17 protein-coding genes are annotated in these 15,959 nt (G+C 60.8%); 5 read left to right on the top strand and 12 right to left on the bottom strand.

Annotated features, from left to right (window positions below; translation table 11 throughout):
• Positions 1-60: 60 nt before the first annotated feature.
• On the top strand, positions 61-711 hold the full coding sequence (locus Q0887_RS06850; RefSeq protein WP_299193431.1) for a heme-binding protein: 651 nt from the start codon (positions 61-63) through the stop codon (positions 709-711).
• Between the two features lie 60 nt (positions 712-771).
• On the opposite strand, the gene Q0887_RS06845 is transcribed toward Q0887_RS06850, so the two are convergent.
• The 3 genes from Q0887_RS06845 to Q0887_RS06835 all read right to left on the bottom strand — a co-directional run bounded on the left by Q0887_RS06845 (position 772) and on the right by Q0887_RS06835 (position 4,320).
• Positions 772-1,014: a DUF1153 domain-containing protein gene (locus Q0887_RS06845; protein WP_299193430.1), complete on the bottom strand. Its 243-nt coding sequence runs from the start codon at positions 1,012-1,014 to the stop codon at positions 772-774.
• A 234-nt stretch (positions 1,015-1,248) separates the two neighbouring features.
• Entirely contained in the window at positions 1,249-3,396 is a 2,148-nt protein-coding gene (locus tag Q0887_RS06840) for a prolyl oligopeptidase family serine peptidase (RefSeq protein ID WP_363317646.1), read from the bottom strand.
• Positions 3,397-3,660: 264 nt separating this feature from the next.
• Positions 3,661-4,320 carry a hypothetical protein gene (locus Q0887_RS06835; RefSeq protein ID WP_299193429.1) on the bottom strand — a complete coding sequence of 220 codons (660 nt, stop codon included), beginning with the start codon at positions 4,318-4,320 and terminating at the stop codon, positions 3,661-3,663.
• A 63-nt stretch (positions 4,321-4,383) separates the two neighbouring features.
• Here Q0887_RS06835 and Q0887_RS06830 point away from each other — a divergent pair, with 63 nt between their 5' ends.
• Entirely contained in the window at positions 4,384-4,872 is a 489-nt protein-coding gene (locus Q0887_RS06830; protein ID WP_299193428.1) for an Rrf2 family transcriptional regulator, read from the top strand.
• Positions 4,873-4,947: 75 nt separating this feature from the next.
• Here the strand turns inward: Q0887_RS06830 and Q0887_RS06825 are convergent, their stop codons facing one another.
• The 7 genes from Q0887_RS06825 to Q0887_RS06795 are packed head-to-tail and all read right to left on the bottom strand — an operon-like array spanning position 4,948 to position 10,639.
• Positions 4,948-5,205 (bottom strand): ATP synthase F1 subunit epsilon, encoded by a 258-nt coding sequence (locus tag Q0887_RS06825; protein WP_299193427.1) that lies wholly within the window; start codon positions 5,203-5,205, stop codon positions 4,948-4,950.
• Positions 5,206-5,207: 2 nt separating this feature from the next.
• On the bottom strand, positions 5,208-5,819 hold the full coding sequence (locus Q0887_RS06820; RefSeq protein ID WP_299193426.1) for a hypothetical protein: 612 nt from the start codon (positions 5,817-5,819) through the stop codon (positions 5,208-5,210).
• A gap of 3 nt (positions 5,820-5,822) precedes the next feature.
• The gene (atpD, locus tag Q0887_RS06815) at positions 5,823-7,280 is read right to left on the bottom strand and encodes a F0F1 ATP synthase subunit beta (RefSeq protein ID WP_299193425.1); all 1,458 of its coding nucleotides are present in this window, start codon (positions 7,278-7,280) and stop codon (positions 5,823-5,825) included.
• A gap of 26 nt (positions 7,281-7,306) precedes the next feature.
• The gene (locus Q0887_RS06810; RefSeq protein WP_299193424.1) at positions 7,307-7,660 is read right to left on the bottom strand and encodes a hypothetical protein; all 354 of its coding nucleotides are present in this window, start codon (positions 7,658-7,660) and stop codon (positions 7,307-7,309) included.
• Positions 7,661-7,662: 2 nt separating this feature from the next.
• Entirely contained in the window at positions 7,663-8,532 is an 870-nt protein-coding gene (locus tag Q0887_RS06805) for a F0F1 ATP synthase subunit gamma (protein ID WP_299193423.1), read from the bottom strand.
• 13 nt (positions 8,533-8,545) lie between these two features.
• Entirely contained in the window at positions 8,546-10,072 is a 1,527-nt protein-coding gene (gene atpA, locus Q0887_RS06800) for a F0F1 ATP synthase subunit alpha (RefSeq protein WP_299193422.1), read from the bottom strand.
• A 12-nt stretch (positions 10,073-10,084) separates the two neighbouring features.
• Positions 10,085-10,639: a F0F1 ATP synthase subunit delta gene (locus Q0887_RS06795; protein ID WP_299193421.1), complete on the bottom strand. Its 555-nt coding sequence runs from the start codon at positions 10,637-10,639 to the stop codon at positions 10,085-10,087.
• A gap of 214 nt (positions 10,640-10,853) precedes the next feature.
• Here Q0887_RS06795 and Q0887_RS06790 point away from each other — a divergent pair, with 214 nt between their 5' ends.
• Positions 10,854-11,681 carry a TauD/TfdA family dioxygenase gene (locus Q0887_RS06790; RefSeq protein WP_299193420.1) on the top strand — a complete coding sequence of 276 codons (828 nt, stop codon included), beginning with the start codon at positions 10,854-10,856 and terminating at the stop codon, positions 11,679-11,681.
• Between the two features lie 149 nt (positions 11,682-11,830).
• Here Q0887_RS06790 and Q0887_RS06785 read toward each other — a convergent pair whose 3' ends face one another.
• The gene (locus Q0887_RS06785) at positions 11,831-13,432 is read right to left on the bottom strand and encodes a trypsin-like peptidase domain-containing protein (RefSeq protein ID WP_299193419.1); all 1,602 of its coding nucleotides are present in this window, start codon (positions 13,430-13,432) and stop codon (positions 11,831-11,833) included.
• A gap of 82 nt (positions 13,433-13,514) precedes the next feature.
• On the opposite strand from Q0887_RS06785, the gene ada reads away from it, so the two are divergent.
• Positions 13,515-14,573 carry a bifunctional DNA-binding transcriptional regulator/O6-methylguanine-DNA methyltransferase Ada gene (ada, locus tag Q0887_RS06780; protein ID WP_299193418.1) on the top strand — a complete coding sequence of 353 codons (1,059 nt, stop codon included), beginning with the start codon at positions 13,515-13,517 and terminating at the stop codon, positions 14,571-14,573.
• Positions 14,570-15,316, top strand: a complete 747-nt coding sequence (locus Q0887_RS06775) for an isocitrate lyase/phosphoenolpyruvate mutase family protein (RefSeq protein ID WP_299193417.1) — start codon at positions 14,570-14,572, stop codon at positions 15,314-15,316. Before ada ends, Q0887_RS06775 begins: the two co-directional genes overlap by 4 nt.
• On the opposite strand, the gene Q0887_RS06770 is transcribed toward Q0887_RS06775, so the two are convergent.
• Entirely contained in the window at positions 15,313-15,945 is a 633-nt protein-coding gene (locus Q0887_RS06770) for a glutathione S-transferase (RefSeq protein ID WP_299193416.1), read from the bottom strand. The two genes, Q0887_RS06775 and Q0887_RS06770, sit on opposite strands and share 4 nt — an antisense overlap.
• Positions 15,946-15,959 lie beyond the last annotated feature (14 nt).

Here is a 15,959-nt window from a genome sequence, read left to right as displayed (position 1 = left end):
GTCCGGCAGCGCTCTGCGTAACTTGTTGGACATTGAAACTTATCCTCCGGAGAGCTGTACATGGGCATTTTGAAATGGGTTGCAGTGGGCGTTAGCCTCGCCGCGATTGGCGGTGCGGCATTGCATGCCCAATACCGTGACACCGAAGAACCGTCATACGAGGTGGTCACGTCCGACAAGCGCTTTGAATTGCGCGAATACGCCCCGATGATTGTTGCCGAAGTCACCCATGAAGGCGATCGACGCCGGGCGAGCGGTGCGAGTTTCCGCCGACTTGCCGCCTATATCTTTGCCCAGGACCGTCCCGCAGGTGGTGAAGCCATCGCAATGACATCGCCTGTCATTCAGGAACGGGTTGATCAGGACGAGCGGATCGAGATGACATCTCCGGTGCTTCAGGAAGAAACCGGAATGGGCAAGTGGCGCACCAGATTTGTAATGCCCGCGCGCTTTACGATGGAAACTCTCCCTCAGCCGCCTGCCGACATTGCGTTGGTCGAAGTGCCTTCGCGGCGCGTGGCTGCCGTCCGTTTCAGCGGAGTGGCCCGCAGCAGCGATCTTGCGATCATGGAAGAGCGCTTATCACAATGGGTCGATGCTCAGGGCCTGATACCGGTCGGCAGCTTCGAATACGCCTTTTACGATGCACCTATGGTGCCCGGTCCTATGCGGCGCAACGAAGTCCTGATTGAGGTCGCTGCCGAACGGTGATCCGATCAACCGGGAGGCAAAGGGCGATGGGACCGTCCGGCAGCGGCGCTCGGCGGAGCGTCAGACACTCTCCAGTTCAGCTGTTCGGGTACCAGCTTGCGAATGGTATTCGCTTTCCCATTGCTCGAACTCGCTGCGGCTCAGCAGGTAACGTTCGCGCGCCTCGTGAAAGCTGATCGCGCGGTCGTGAACCGCACGCACAACATCGGCTTTGCGAGCAGGCGACCAATGCACCTTGTGGCTCTTGGGAAGGCTGTAGCGTTTGATCGCATCGGCGATCGAAATGTTGCGGGGGTATGCCATTTTTCGTCTCCTTTGGATCCCTGTTGATCAACGTCCTTGGCGCGCAGCCTTAATCCCGGCCTGCGATCATTGGTTAATCCGCACTTGACGACGTTCCCCGTGCCGCAACTGCGGTGAGCCGAGGCAAAACTGTCGGACGATTTTACAGCGCGATGTTGCAGTGCAAAAGAAAGGGCGGTCTCCAATACGGAAACCGCCCCATTCCTGCGCGCGATTCGCGGCGGTTTTGAAGGCCTATTCGTCCATCAATTGCTGCATCAGATAGATATATTGCAGCGCCTGAATCTTCGCGCGTTGTTCGTTATCGACGCCGCCGGAATGTCCGCCGACCGTGTCTTCGAAATAGTAGTAATCGTGGCCCTGCTCGGCAAAGCGTGCGGCGCCTTTACGCGCGTGAGCCGGGTGGGTGCGGTCATCAGCGGTTGAGGCCCACAGGAACGGGGTGGGGTAGTCCACGCCTTCCTCGATCATCTGATAGGGCGAGTATCCGTCGATCCATGCGCGCTGTTCGGGAATGCGCGGATCGCCATATTCGCCAATCCACGAAGCGCCTCTGCCGATCACATGGTAACGCAGCATGTCGAACAGCGGGATCTGCACAATCGCCGCGCCGAACAGGTCGGGCCGCTGGGTGATCGCAGTGCCGACCAGCAGTCCGCCTTGCGAGCCGCCCTGAATGCCGAGATGTTCGGGCGAGGTGTAGCCGCGCGCGACCAGATCCTCACCCACGGCGATGAAGTCGTCCCAAGTGCGCTGCTTGTTCTCGCGGATGGCGGTCTGGTGCCAGCCGGGGCCGAACTCGCCGCCGCCGCGCAGATTGGCGAGCACATAGGCCCCGCCGCGCTCCAGCCACATCTTGCCGGTCGAACCGAGATAGCCGGGCAGGCGCGGCACCTGGAAGCCCCCATAGCCGGTCATCAGAACCGCTGTGTCGCCGCTCATCTCCATGCCCGCAGGCTTGACGATGAAGTAGGGGATTTTGGTCCCGTCCGCGCTGGTCGCTTCGTGCTGTTCGACTTCCATGCCAGCCGCGTCGAAGCGTTCGGGCGAGGTCTTGAGCACCACCGGATCGCTGCTGCCATCGCTGTAGTAAAGCGTTGTCGGCTCCAGGAAGCCGGTGACGGTGAACATGATCTGGTCGGTCTCGTCAGAGCTTGCCGCGATCCCGACGGTTGCATTGTCGGGCAGCGCGACCTGCTTGCTCACCCATGCGCCGTCTTCGAAATTGAACTCCAGCACCTTGCCAACGACATTGTCGAGCAGACCGACATAGAGCGCATTGGCGGTGATCGCCCCGCCGCGCTTTGTCTGGCGCTCTTGCGGGGCCCAGACGAGCGTTTTGGCCGCGCCGTTGGGATCTGCTTTCCACTCTTCCAGATCGACCGCGATCAGGCTGTCTGCGGGGAAGGTCTGTCCGTCCACTTCCCAATCGACATCGGTGCTGAACAGCAGGTGCCCATCGACGATGCCATAAGGGTTCGCCTTTGCTGGCAGGTCGAGCTTGATCCAGTCATCATTGACCGAAACGAAGTATTCGCGCTCGTGGAAGCTGATGCCGCGATAGCCAATCATCGCGTGCACCACATCATCGCTGTCGCGCAGCAGATAGGCACCCGCAGAGACGTCGGAGGATTCGCCGCGGAACACTTCGGGAGCATTAGCGAGGTCAGTACCGCGCACCCAGACTCGGGTGGTGAAAGGGTACTCGCTGTCGGTCAGCGTCCCTTCGCCAAAGTCACGCCCGACCAGCAAAGTGTTCTCGTCGATCCAGCTGACGCCGCCCTGACTCTTGTGCTCGATCGCAAAGCCGCCTTCGACGAAGTTCTTGGTCGAGGTGTCGAACTCGCGCAGGATCGTTGCATCTTCGCCGCCATCGGACAGCGCGATCATGCAGCGACTGAGCGCGGGCGGGAGGCAGGATGAGCCTTTATAGACCCATTCCTTGCCCTCAGCCGCAGCCAGCGCGTCGATGTCGAGAATGGTCTCCCATTCGGGATCGTCGGTCTGGTAGCTTTCCAGCGTGGTGCGGCGGACGAGGCCCTTGGGATTCTCCCTGTCCTGCCAGAAGTTGTAGAGGCCATCGGGGCGGAAGCTGACAAAGGGAATGCGATCTTCGCTGTCGAGGATGGCGAGCGCTTCACCTTTGAGCGTTTCAAAGCGCGGATCAGCCTCAAGCACGCCGAGGGTGCGCGCATTCTCTGCCTCGACCCATGCGAGCGCTTCGTCGCTGCGGGCTTCTTCGAGCCAGATATAGGGATCTTCTTCAGGGCCGGGGATAGGCGCAGTCTCGTTGTGCGCCTCGGCAGTCGCGGGGGTTGTCGCGCCTATCGTCATGGCTGCTGCCAGAACGGCGGTGATTGCGAGGGTTGATGCAAGTTTCAAATGTCCTCTCCTGTGGGGATTGCAAGGCAGGACATTGGCCCTGTTGCAGCCGCTTGTGAAGGGTGAAACCGACCAACAACGTTGCTGCATAGGCCCACGATATGGTGAGACATGGACCGCATGTTACACGGTCCTGAGACAAAAAACTGCGCTGGCCAAGCGGGTGAAAGAACCGGGGGGCGAAGCGAGGTACGGCGGGCAGACATTGCCGCGCCATCTAGCCGCAAGGCCGGTCTGTAGGAAAACGGTTTGCGACGCTTGCGCTCAGCTCCCCGTGCCGGGAACAATCGCAAAGTAATCGCGGTAGGTCTGCGGCAACTCAACCGCCTCGAACGCGCCGCCATAGCCCAGCACAAATGCAATCCCGACCAATGGCCCCAATGCGAGCGCGGGAGCGTGCCATTTGCGGGCGCGGCGGAAATGCAATGCGGCGAGCAAGTGGCTGACAATCGCAGTGACCGCGAGCACGTAATAGGGGGTGAAGCCGTATTTGAGCGGCGCCAGCACCAGCGTTCCGGCGGCCCAGTAGAAATTGGTGTCGAGGCCGATGACAAGCCGCGTCGTGACGGCTGCGGCGGTGTGCATCACCACGAAGAAGGCGAGATAGGCCCCGCTCCAGAACTGCACACGATGCCACAGTCCTTTGCGCGCGCGCTTCCGGATCGCGCGCAGCAATGTGACGCCAAGCACCACTTGCGCTGCGAGCGCGAAGACCAGCGCGATCTCGATCAGCGGGAACTGGTAGATCAGGCGTGCAAGGCCGAGTGCCTCGGTATGGGCGGCAACTCCGCCGAGCGCCGCGAAATGGGTGGCGAAGTGGACCGCGATGAAAACCAGAATGAACAGCGCGAGGGTGCGGTGCGCGCGCTTTGCTTGCAAATGCGTGGAAGGATTGTGCCGAGCTTGATTGGCCTTGGGTTCCATGCCACTTCTCCTTAACCGGATATGTGTTATCCGGATAAAGAATATCCGATTAAGGAGTCAAGCGTGCAGATCTCAAAAGGCGTCGAATGGACCACGCATATCTGCACCGTGCTCGCTCTGCTGCGCGAAGGGCAGGGGCTGAGCGTGGATGCGCTGGCCGAGTTTTTCGAGCTTCCCGCCGCCTATCTCGCCAAGCAGATGCAGCTGCTGCGCCGCGCGGGGATTGTGGAATCCTTGCGCGGGAAGGGCGGGGGATACCGGCTGGCGCGCGGTGTCGATGCGATCACCTTGCTCGATATCGTGACCGCGATCGAAGGCCCGCAAAGCGCCTTTCGCTGCACAGAGATCCGGCAGAATGGACCGTGCGGGTTGAAGCGCGCCGACTGCAGGCGGCCTTGCGAGGTCGCGTCTGCCTTTGCGATTGCCGAACAGGCTTATCGCGATGCGCTCGCCGCGAAGACGCTCGCCTCGATCATGCAGGAGGCTGCCGCCAATTCGACGCCCGAGCATCTGATGGAGATGGCAGGGTGGGTGCAACGGCAAAACGCTTGAGCGCCCAACGAAAAAGGGCGACGCCACTTTTGTAAGTGGGGCCGCCCTTCATCAATTCAGCTTGGGTCGGGCGCGTTAGCCTTCGACGTGCTCTGCAAGCACCGTCAGGCCGTTTTCGCCGACTTCGGCAAAGCCGCCGCGCACTTCGATGCTTTCGGGTGCTGCGCCCTCGGTCTTGTAAACCTGCACCGCACCGTCGCGGATCGTGCTCATGAAAGGCGCGTGGCCTTCAAGCACACCAAACTCGCCTTCAGCGCCGGGGACGACGACCATATGGACGTCTTCCGAACGGACTTGGCGAGCCGGGGTTACGAGTTCAAAGTGGAGTGGCATGGTCAAAAACCTTGTGGAATCGGTATGTTAGAAGGAACTGCGTTTACCGTTGCCAGCAATCGAAAATCAGAATTCGGTATCGGCGTGGTTATCAAGTTAATCAAAAAAGGCTTGCCTTCACTGTCTCGCATCAGGAACCGGCGCATCGTGACGCGGCTTCCCTGACGCGAATCCGCAAAAGGAAGTTCGCGCCACTGCGGTTCCAGCTCGGTCAGTGCGATTGCGACCTCGTCCTCGAGATTGTCCACAGCGGAGCGCAGCAAAATCGTTTTGCAGCCGGGGAGCTGCCCGCCAACGGCTAGGACGATGACGTCTTCGCCTATGACGCGGTGACCCATGACAGAACGGTTCAATATCCCCGAACCCTGTATGCCAAAGCGTTCATAGATCGAACCATCAATACCGTAGCTAAAGCCTTGGCTCTCGATTATTTCTTGATCGCCGGACACGTCAGAGGCCGAAATGTTTACCGTGCCATTGGCGACGGGAAGGCAAAAATCCGCAATTGCTTCTGCGAACTGCGTGGCAACCGACTTCTCGATCGGCTCAACAGCGTCCTGTGCCTGCACCGAACCGGCGAGCAGTACTGCCGCAAGAGCAAGAGCGGATTTCAAAGCTTACGCGTCCTCAGCCATTTCAGCGGCCTTTTTGACCACGTCTTCGATACCGCCGACCATGTAGAAGGCTTGCTCGGGAAGGTGATCGTATTCGCCTTCGACAACAGCCTTGAACGAGGCAACGGTGTCTTCAAGCTGCACGAACACGCCGCTGATGCCGGTGAAGACTTCTGCAACGTGGAACGGCTGCGACAGGAACTTCTGGATCTTACGCGCGCGGGCCACGGTCAGCTTATCTTCTTCCGAAAGCTCGTCCATGCCCAGAATGGCGATGATGTCCTGAAGCGACTTGTACTTCTGCAAGGTCTCCTGAACCTTACGCGCGGTTTCATAGTGCTCGTTGCCGACAACGCGCGGTTCGAGAACGCGGCTGGTGGAGTCGAGCGGGTCAACCGCCGGGTAGATGCCCAGCTCCGAAATTGCGCGGTTCAGCGTGGTCGTTGCGTCAAGGTGAGCAAACGAGGTTGCCGGCGCAGGGTCGGTAAGGTCATCGGCAGGCACGTAGATGGCCTGAACCGAAGTGATCGAACCCTTGGTGGTCGAGGTAATACGCTCTTGCAGGTTACCCATGTCGGTCGACAGGGTCGGCTGATAGCCCACTGCCGAAGGAATACGGCCCAGCAGTGCGGACACTTCCGAACCGGCCTGCGTGAAGCGGAAGATGTTGTCGACGAAGAACAACACGTCCTGGCCTTCTTCATCGCGGAAATATTCCGCCATGGTCAGGCCGGACAGAGCAACACGGGCACGCGCGCCGGGAGGCTCGTTCATCTGGCCGAAGACCAGCGCAACCTTTGAACCTTCTGGAGTGGCGACGCCGTTTTCGTCTTTCTTGATGACTTCGGCATCGAGGAATTCGTGGTAGAGATCGTTACCTTCGCGGGTCCGCTCACCCACACCGGCAAACACGGACACGCCGCCGTGACCTTTTGCGATGTTGTTGATGAGTTCCTGAATAAGAACGGTCTTGCCCACGCCAGCGCCGCCGAACAGGCCGATCTTGCCGCCCTTTGCGTAAGGGGCGAGCAGGTCGATGACCTTAATGCCGGTGACAAGGATGGCCGCTTCGGTCGACTGGTCGACGAAGGCTGGCGCCTCTGCGTGGATTGGCATGGTCTTTTCCGCGCCAACCGGGCCAAGTTCGTCAATCGGTTGACCGATGACATTCATGATGCGGCCCAGCGTCTTGGGGCCAACAGGCACAGATATCTGCGCGCCGGTGGCAACCACTTCAGCGCCGCGAACGAGGCCTTCGGTGGCGTCCATCGCGATGGTGCGAACGGTGTTTTCACCAAGGTGCTGAGCAACTTCGAGAACGAGGGTCTTGCCATCGTTCTTGGTCTCAAGCGCCGAGAGAATTGCGGGCAGTTCGCCTTGGAACTGCACATCGACGACAGCGCCGATGACCTGGCTGATTACGCCATTGGTGGTCTGGTTAAGTGCGGGTGCGGTGGCCATTTTAATGTCCTGCTTTCGTGGAATGCTTATGCGCCAGCTGCGCAAGTGGTTTCGGGGTCAGCGATTTCCCATTCGGTTTCGCCTTGGACCAGGATGGATTCGTGTCGCAAATATTCGTCATCGCCGAGGCCGAACTCGCAGAGGACTTCGGGAGAGCCCATGCCCCGGCGGCGGCAAGCCGCGGTGTTTACAGGCTCGGCATTCGGGCAAATTTCTGCGAATTTCTGAGTGAAGAAAGTCGCGTCAGGCGGCGGGATCTCGGGGGCTTCCGGCTCGGCAACCACCGGCGTCTCAACCGGCGCGGGTGCGGGCTCTTCGCCGCATGCAGCAAGCAGTGCGAGCGGAGCGATTGCAAACAAGGTCAGTGCGTTGTTCTTCATGTCTAGAGCGCCTCTGCACCAGCAATGATTTCAATAAGTTCAGTCGTAATCGCGGCCTGACGGCTGCGGTTGTACTGGATCGTCAGCTTGTTGATGAGGTCGCCGGCATTGCGGGTCGCATTGTCCATGGCGGTCATCGAAGCGCCTTGCTCCGATGCCTCACGCTCAAGCAGCGCGCCGAACAGCTGCGTCTTCACATAACGCGGCAGCAGCTCTTCAAGGATTTCTTCCTCGCCCGGCTCATATTCGACCACCGCGCCGCTGTCCTCTGCCGCCTCGGGGGAGGGGACGGGGATGAGCTGGTTGACGGTCGGGTTCTGGACCAGAGCCGACTGGAAGGTCGGGTAAACGAGATGCGCGACGTCGAACTTGCCGCTGTCGAACAGCTCGATCAGTTCGGCAGCAATAGCGTCGGCTTCTTCGAAACCGGGCGTTTTCACCGTCGAAGTGTCGAAGCCGCCGGTGATCGCGTCGGCATGATCGCGCTTCAAAGGCGCGCGGCCCTTTTTGCCGACGAGGTAAAACTCGACCGACTTGCCTTGGGCCAGCAATTCCTGCGCCTTGAGCTTCGCAGCCTTGACGAGGTTCGAGTTCAAACCGCCGCACAGGCCTTTATCGGTGTTCACCACAACAAGCAGGTTGCGCTGATCCGAACCGGTGCCAGCCAGCAGCTTGGGAGCGCTGTCGCCCGAAACCTTGCCCGCGAGTGAGGCCATGACGGCACCCAGACGCTCGGCATAGGGCCGTCCGGCTTCGGCAGCAGCCTGCGCACGGCGAAGCTTCGCCGCGGCGACCATCTGTTTGGCCTTGGTGATCTTCTGAGTCGATTTAACCGACCCGATCCGATCCTTGAGTTCCTTAAGTGAGGGCATCTACCCTGGTTCCTTATGCGAACTGCTTGGCGAAGGCTTCGAGGGCCGCGACGGTGGCGTCTTTGACGTCGTCAAACTTGCCGGTGTCGCGGATGGTCTTCAGCACGTCAGCGTGTTCGCTGCGGAAGAAGGCGAGCATCTGCTCTTCATATTCACCCACACGGTCAACCGCGATGCCATCGATAAAGCCGTTGGTGCCAGCAAAGATCGAAATCGTCTGCTCTTCAAATGGCATCGGCGAGAACTGGGCCTGCTTGAGCAGTTCAGTAAGACGCGCACCGCGATTGAGCAGCTTTTGCGTCGCAGCATCGAGATCCGAGCCGAACTGCGCAAACGCAGCCATTTCGCGGTACTGCGCAAGGTCGAGCTTCATCGAGCCCGAAACCTTCTTCATCGCCTTGGTCTGGGCGGCGCCCCCAACACGGCTAACCGAGAGACCCACGTTAATCGCGGGACGGATGCCCTGATAGAAGAGGTCGGTTTCGAGGAAGATCTGGCCGTCGGTGATCGAAATCACGTTGGTCGGAATATAGGCCGACACGTCTCCTGCCTGCGTTTCAATGATCGGCAGCGCGGTCAGCGAGCCGTGACCTTCGTCCTTGTTCATCTTCGCGGCGCGCTCAAGCAGGCGGCTGTGGAGATAGAACACGTCGCCCGGATAGGCTTCACGGCCCGGAGGACGACGAAGCAGCAGCGACATCTGACGGTAAGCAACGGCTTGCTTGGAAAGATCGTCATAAACGATCACGGCGTGCATGCCGTTGTCGCGGAAGAATTCACCCATCGCGCAGCCAGTGTAGGGCGCGAGATACTGAAGCGGAGCAGGCTCCGAAGCGGTTGCGGCAACCACGATGGAATATTCCATCGCGCCGTTTTCTTCGAGCTGCTTCACGATCTGGGCAACGGTCGAACGCTTCTGGCCGACAGCGACATAGACGCAGTAGAGCTTCTTGCTCTCGTCGTCGCTTTCATTGACGTTCTTCTGGTTGATGAAGGTGTCGATGGCGACAGCGGTCTTACCGGTCTGACGGTCTCCGATGATCAGTTCGCGCTGGCCGCGGCCAACCGGAACCAGAGCGTCAACCGCTTTGAGGCCGGTCTGCACAGGCTCGCTCACCGATTCGCGCGGGATGATGCCCGGCGCTTTGACTTCGACGCGGCTGCGCTGGGTCGTTTCGATCGGGCCCTTGCCGTCGATCGGGTTGCCCAGAGCATCGACCACGCGGCCGAGCAGAGCCTTTCCAACCGGAACGTCAACAATGGTTTCGGTCCGCTTGACGCTGTCGCCTTCTTTAATCTCGGCGTCAGAGCCGAAGATCACGACGCCGACATTGTCCGCTTCGAGGTTGAGAGCCATGCCCTGAACGCCATTGGCGAATTCGACCATCTCGCCGGCCTGAACCTTGTCGAGGCCGTGGATGCGGGCGATGCCGTCACCAACGCTGAGCACGGAGCCGGTTTCGCTGACCTGGGCTTCGGTGCCGAAATTGGCGATCTGGTCCTTGATGACCTTGGAGATTTCTGCTGCGCGGATTTCCATGTTTCTAGTCCTTTAGGCCTTCATTGCCTGGGAGAGAGAATTGAGACGGGTGCGGATCGAGGCATCAATGCGCTGCGATCCAATGGTGACGACAAGCCCGCCCAGAAGGTCGGGATCGACATCAGCCGAAAGCATAACGGTGCGCCCTTCGCGCGCCGTGAGTTTGTCCTTGAGCGCGGCGACTTGAGCATCGCTCAGTGGGTGCGCGCTGGTGACAGTGGCGGTGACTTCACCGCGTTGGGCCGCTGCGATAGTCTTGAACGCGGCGATCATGTCGGGAAGTTTCGACAGACGGCGATTGCCTGCGAGCACGCCCAGGAATTTGGTGGTGAGGTCAGACAGACCCAGATGACCGGCAACCGCAGCCACCGCATCAGCCTGTTGGCTGCGCGAAAGCTCGGGGTTGGTCGTCGCGCTGCGCAAATCATCCGATTCGCCCAGCGCCGCACCGATCCTTTCCAGATCGGATTCGACCGCGGTCACGGTTCCGTTTTCGCTGGCCAGTGCAAAAAGGGCCGAGGCGTAACGCCCTGCCAGGCTAGCCTGAATACCGGCGGAAATTTCCACGCGTTTAGTGTCCTCTTGGAGGAGTGAAGGATAACGATGCAGCTTTTAAGAGGCCGGGGGCGTTTGGGGGCTCCCTGCCGAAGCTGGCGCGCGCCTAGCAATTGAATCTGGATAGCGCAAGCGAAGGGCGCAGACTCTCGCGAATGCTTGCGATTTTTACCCGGCTGTGGCATAAAACTTACCGATTGGTAAAAAGAACCTGCGGAGAGACGAAATGCAACTCACCCCGATGGCCCCGAAATGCGGCGTTGAAATTTCCGGCGTGGCGCTTGCTTCGTGCAGCGATGCCGAGATGGATCAGATCAAACAGGCGATCTACGAACACGGCGTCGCGGTATTCCGCGATCAGGAGTTCACTCCCGAAGATCACATCAAATTCGGTCGCCGCTGGGGCGGGATCGATGTGAACAACTATTTCCCGCTGCAGGACGATTACAACGAAATCGCCGTGGTCAAGAAAGACCCCGACCAGCAGACCAATATTGGCGGCGCGTGGCACACCGACCATTCCTATGACCAGATCCCTGCCATGGGTTCGGTTCTGGTTGCCCGTCACCTTCCGCCAAGCGGAGGCGACACGATGTGGGCACATATGGGCGCGGCCTACGATGCGTTGTCGGATGAGCTGAAGGCGCAAATCGAAGGGCTCGAAGCCTTCCACACCGCCGATCACGTCTATAAGAAAGACGGCCTCTATGCGCAGACCGATATGGGCAAGAACCTGCGCGGCCACGATCTGAAGACCGGCGCGGTCCATCCGGTCGTCATCCGCCACCCGCGCACGGGCCGCAAGATGCTCTATGTCAATGGCGGCTTCACCATCAACTTTGTCGGCCAGACCCGCGAAGAAAGCCTGCCGCTGCTTGAGAAACTGCTCGACGCCGCGCTGACCGATGACAATCAGTGCCGCCTGCAATGGAAGCCGGGCACGATTGCGATCTGGGACAACCGGACCAGCTGGCACAACGCGATCAATGACTATCAAGGCCACTACCGCGAGATGCACCGCATCACGTTGAGCGGCGAGGCTTTGGCTGCGTAGTTTGCTCTCGCGCTAATCAGGCCTGCGGCCTGACGCTCCGAGGGGCGCGGCAGTAGCCGCGACGCCCTTGCAGGTGGCCTCCGGCCGTCTGCGTCTTCGGCTTCGACTCCGTGCTTGTGAGCCAGCGTCGCTGGCTCGTTTGGCTGATCTCAATCATCTCCCCCAACCACGCCCTCGCGCTTAGTTTCGCAGGTATAGACCAGCCGTTCATTCGGGCGGTCGGGCAGGATTGCTAGCAGCGCGCTTTGCTGTTCGCCCAGAGTGATCTGCGCGTCGGTGACGCCGCATGCGGGTGGGTCATAGGCGCGGCGGGCTTCGCGCGCGGCCTCCATTTCGGCGCGGCCCAGCAGATAGCGGTCGGTGCGGTAGGTGCGCGAATTGGGATCATAGACGCTCACCGAAACCGCCGCTTCGTCGCTCGGCACAAAGATGCGGGTCCACTCGCCGCCGACCATGCCATATTGGGTCCGCTCGTTGACGCAGCCATTGGCGGCCCAGTCGAACTCGACATCATCAGTACGTGCGCCGGTGATGCGGCTGCGTTCAAGATCGAGCGTGCAGATCAGCGTTCCGTCGCCCGACTGCGCGGCGGTGGGATTGTCACCGCCGCCGTCAGCCTCGACATCCTCGCCAAGGATCGCGGCCACTCGCTCCTCCAGCTCGTTAAAGCCCGGGCGCGTGATCCAGACCAGCGCGGCGCCGATCAGCGCCGCGCCCGCGACACCCGCAGAGATCATCGCGCGGTTGCGGTTCGCTGGATTGTCGGCAAGCGTCTGGCGCAATTGCATCGCGGCATAGCCCGATCCGATCGCGCCAAGCAGCAGCAGGACCGCAATCGCGATGGCATTATCGCGCTCCTCCAAAATCTCGATCTGCGCCTGTAGCCGCGCATTGTCGCGTGCCTCGCGCAGTTCAGCCTCGCGCTCATCCAGCCGTGCCTGTGCCTCGGCCCGCTGGGCATCGAAGCGCGCGCGTTCGGCGCGGTTCAGATCGTCAATCGAGGTGCAGGGCAGGGCGTTAATCGCAGGCTCCAGCCCATTGTCGCGCAGGAAAGGGAGCAGTTCGCGCAGGCTTACTGCAAAGTAGAACTCCGCATCCGACCCGTCCGAATCCGCGCCGAAGCTGTTGACGCCCAATACCCGCCCGCATCCATCGAGCAGCGGCCCGCCCGAATTGCCGCGCGCGATCGGTGCTGTGTGGAGGATCGTGTCGAACTGGCGGCTGGGACGCTCGCCCGAGAGAAAGCCGCGGCTCTTCACCGGCGGCTGCGCGCGGAAGATATCGCTAATCTCCAGCCCCTGCGCGAGGTCGACATTCATCGGATAGCCGACCGCAGAGACCTCTCCCATATCGCCCGACACGCCGCCCGCAATGGTCAGCGGAGGCAGGCGCAGCGATCCGTCGCTGATCTGCAAGAGCGCGAGGTCGTTGCGCGGACTGACCGCGACCGGTGTTGCAAACGTGCCCGCATCACCCTCGCTCGGCACAATCCCGATCCGCAATGTGTCATCGACCAAGGCCTCGCGGATCACATGGGCGTTGGTGACGATCATGGTCGGCGTGATCGCAAAGCCGCTGCCATGCGTGACGGGCACGACATCCTCGCCGCTGTTATCGATCAGGACGACGCGAACCACACCGCGCGCCGCCGCATCGATGTCGCCGGTGTCGGCGGCAGCGGTGAAGGGCGCGAGGATCAGCGCGGGGATCAGCGCAGCAAGCGCGGCGAGAATTCGGTAGAACAGTGCCATCGCCGCCATCATTACGCCGCGCACGACATTGACCGCAAGCTTCGGGATGCGCTTATGTGGCGGCTGTGAGATTTAGGCCGTCATGACACAGAACCAAAACCTGACCGACGATCAGCGCTGGCAAATCGCGCTGGCCAAGGATCGCCGCTTTGACGGAGCCTTCGTGACGGGCGTGCATTCGACCGGCATCTATTGCCGCCCGTCCTGCCCCGCTCGCGCGCCGCATCGCAAGAATGTGCGCTTTTATGCGTGTCCCCAAGATGCCGAGGCGGCTGGCCTGCGCGCTTGCAAGCGCTGCTCGCCCAACACCCAAAGCGCCGAGGAAGCCTGTGTGCTCGCTGCAATCGCTGCGATCCGCGAGCAGGGCACAATGACGCTCGACCAGCTGGCGGACCTCACCGGCTATTCACCAACGCACTTCCAGCGGCTGTTCAAGCGCACGGTGGGACTCTCGCCCGCTGCTTTTGCGAGGGCCCTGCGCGAGGAGCGGGTGCGCGAGGCTCTGGAAAGCGGGGCCAGCGTGACCGATGCGCTCTACGACGCGGGCTATTCAGCTCCTTCACGATTCTATGACGGGACACAAAGCCAGATGGGTATGACGGCAAGCGATTGGCGCGATGGCGGGGCGGGGCGCACGGTGCATTGGAGCGTGATCGCCACCTCCCTCGGCGACATGCTGGTCGCGGCGACGGACAAGGGCGTTTGCTGCCTCTCGTTCAACGAAAGCGAGCCAGAGCTGCGCGCGCGCTTTCCCAAGGCCGAACTGGTCGAGGCAGGCGAGGACTTCCGCGCATTGTTCGCTGAAGTGACCGGCATTGTCGAAGACCCTTCGCAGGCCAGCGCGCACATCCCGCTCGACGTAAAGGGCACCGCGTTCCAGCAACGCTGCTGGCAGGCCTTGCGCGAAATCCCGGCAGGCGAAACGCGCAGCTACGGCGAACAGGCGGCAATGCTGGGCAACCCCAAAGCCAGCCGCGCGGTCGGCAGCGCAAACGGCGCGAACAACATCGCGGTGCTGATCCCCTGCCACAGGGTCGTTCCCGCGAGCGGCGGGGTGGGAGGCTATGCCTATGGGCCTCAGATCAAACATGAACTACTGAAACGCGAAGGTTCAGTTGACGAGGAGTTATTCCAGAAATGAACAAGTCCGACTTTGCCCGGCTTCATCACGGCGATACCCCGCTTGTGCTCTACAACATCTGGGACGCGGGTAGCGCTCAGGCAGTGGCACGAGCCGGTGCGAAAGCGATCGCAACGGGCAGCAGTCCGGTCGCCGGGGCCAATGGCTATGCCGATGGTCAGAACTTCCCGATGGAAGCCGCATTGGCAGTCGCACGTAGCATCATTGCCGCGGTCGATGTGCCCGTGACGATTGATTTTGAAGGCGGCTATGCAACCGAGCCCGAAGAAATTGCCGCGAACACGAAACGGCTGGCGGATACCGGCGCGGTTGGGTGCAATTTCGAAGATCAGATCGTAGGCGGAGAAGGGCTGCATGCGATTGCGGACCAAGCGGAGCGGGTCAAAGCCGCAGCGTCCAGCGGGCTTTTCGTCAATGCACGAACCGACCTGTTCCTGTCACGATTGAAGGCCGGCAAGGACGCGAACCAAAGTGACCTGGTCGATCAGGCAGTTGAACGCGCCGCCGCCTATGCCGAAGCGGGTGCAGAATGTTTCTTTGCCCCTGGCCTCAGCGATCCAGAATTGATTGCAAGGTTGTGTGAAGAGGTGGTGTTGCCCGTCAATATCATTCGGTTGCCGAATATGGTCGCCAATGCGCAGCTTGGCGAACTGGGCGTGGCGCGGATCAGCTATGGACCCGGTCCTTGGAAGACAATGATTGCGGAACTCGAGGACACCGCCCGCGCGGCTTTTGCGACTTAGTCCAGCTTAGGCGGAAAGCCCGGTTCCGCCTTTGCCATCGCGCGCTGATAGGCATCACGCGCGCCGATGCGTTGCAGATACGCCTTCAGGTTGGGCATATGCTCGATGCTCATATCGTTGAAGGCGCGCGCGGTTGTTAGCGAGAAGCCGAGCATGATGTCGGCTGTTGTCAGCGCACCGCCGCCAAAGTAATCCGCTTCGCCCAGCCGTTTCTCGATATGCGCCCAGGCATTGGTGAGGCGCTTCATCAGCGGCGGCGGCATTTCTGCGCCAACAGCGTTCACCGCGATGCTCATCATGCCGTTGGTCATCAACGTCGCATTGGCGAAGTGATACCAATAAAGGTGGTCGGCAAAATCGTGGTGGTCCGCTCCGGGCACCAGATCGGTATCGGGCGCATATTTGCCGACGATGTAATCCATGATCGCGCCGCTTTCGCCCAGCACAAGGTCGCCATCGGTGATGACCGGAGCGATCTCCATCGGATGCAACGCCTTCAGCTCGGGCGGGGCGAGCCGCGTTTCCGGATCGCGGTTATAGAGCTTCAGATCGTAATCGAGCCCCAGCTCCTCGCACAGCCAGACGATGCGTTCAGACTGTGAAATGCGCAGGTGGTGGATAGTCAGCATAGCTCGAACTCCGT

It is taken from the genome of uncultured Erythrobacter sp., from assembly GCF_947492365.1.
GTDB lineage: Bacteria > Pseudomonadota > Alphaproteobacteria > Sphingomonadales > Sphingomonadaceae > Erythrobacter.
This window is presented reverse-complemented; position numbering and strand designations above follow the sequence as displayed.

Excerpts from the sequence above, each read along its gene's own strand:
- Q0887_RS06810 (WP_299193424.1), bottom strand. The coding sequence starts at position 7,660 with ATGAAGAACAACGCACTGACCTTGTTTGCAATCGCTCCGCTCGCACTG.
- Q0887_RS06835 (WP_299193429.1), bottom strand. The coding sequence starts at position 4,320 with ATGGAACCCAAGGCCAATCAAGCTCGGCACAATCCTTCCACGCATTTG.
- Q0887_RS06805 (WP_299193423.1), bottom strand. The coding sequence starts at position 8,532 with ATGCCCTCACTTAAGGAACTCAAGGATCGGATCGGGTCGGTTAAATCG.
- atpA (WP_299193422.1), bottom strand. The coding sequence starts at position 10,072 with ATGGAAATCCGCGCAGCAGAAATCTCCAAGGTCATCAAGGACCAGATC.
- atpD (WP_299193425.1), bottom strand. The coding sequence starts at position 7,280 with ATGGCCACCGCACCCGCACTTAACCAGACCACCAATGGCGTAATCAGC.
- Q0887_RS06790 (WP_299193420.1), top strand. The coding sequence starts at position 10,854 with ATGCAACTCACCCCGATGGCCCCGAAATGCGGCGTTGAAATTTCCGGC.
- Q0887_RS06825 (WP_299193427.1), bottom strand. The coding sequence starts at position 5,205 with ATGCCACTCCACTTTGAACTCGTAACCCCGGCTCGCCAAGTCCGTTCG.
- Q0887_RS06770 (WP_299193416.1), bottom strand. The coding sequence starts at position 15,945 with ATGCTGACTATCCACCACCTGCGCATTTCACAGTCTGAACGCATCGTC.
- Q0887_RS06850 (WP_299193431.1), top strand. The coding sequence starts at position 61 with ATGGGCATTTTGAAATGGGTTGCAGTGGGCGTTAGCCTCGCCGCGATT.
- ada (WP_299193418.1), top strand. The coding sequence starts at position 13,515 with ATGACACAGAACCAAAACCTGACCGACGATCAGCGCTGGCAAATCGCG.
- Q0887_RS06785 (WP_299193419.1), bottom strand. The coding sequence starts at position 13,432 with ATGGCACTGTTCTACCGAATTCTCGCCGCGCTTGCTGCGCTGATCCCC.
- Q0887_RS06775 (WP_299193417.1), top strand. The coding sequence starts at position 14,570 with ATGAACAAGTCCGACTTTGCCCGGCTTCATCACGGCGATACCCCGCTT.
- Q0887_RS06845 (WP_299193430.1), bottom strand. The coding sequence starts at position 1,014 with ATGGCATACCCCCGCAACATTTCGATCGCCGATGCGATCAAACGCTAC.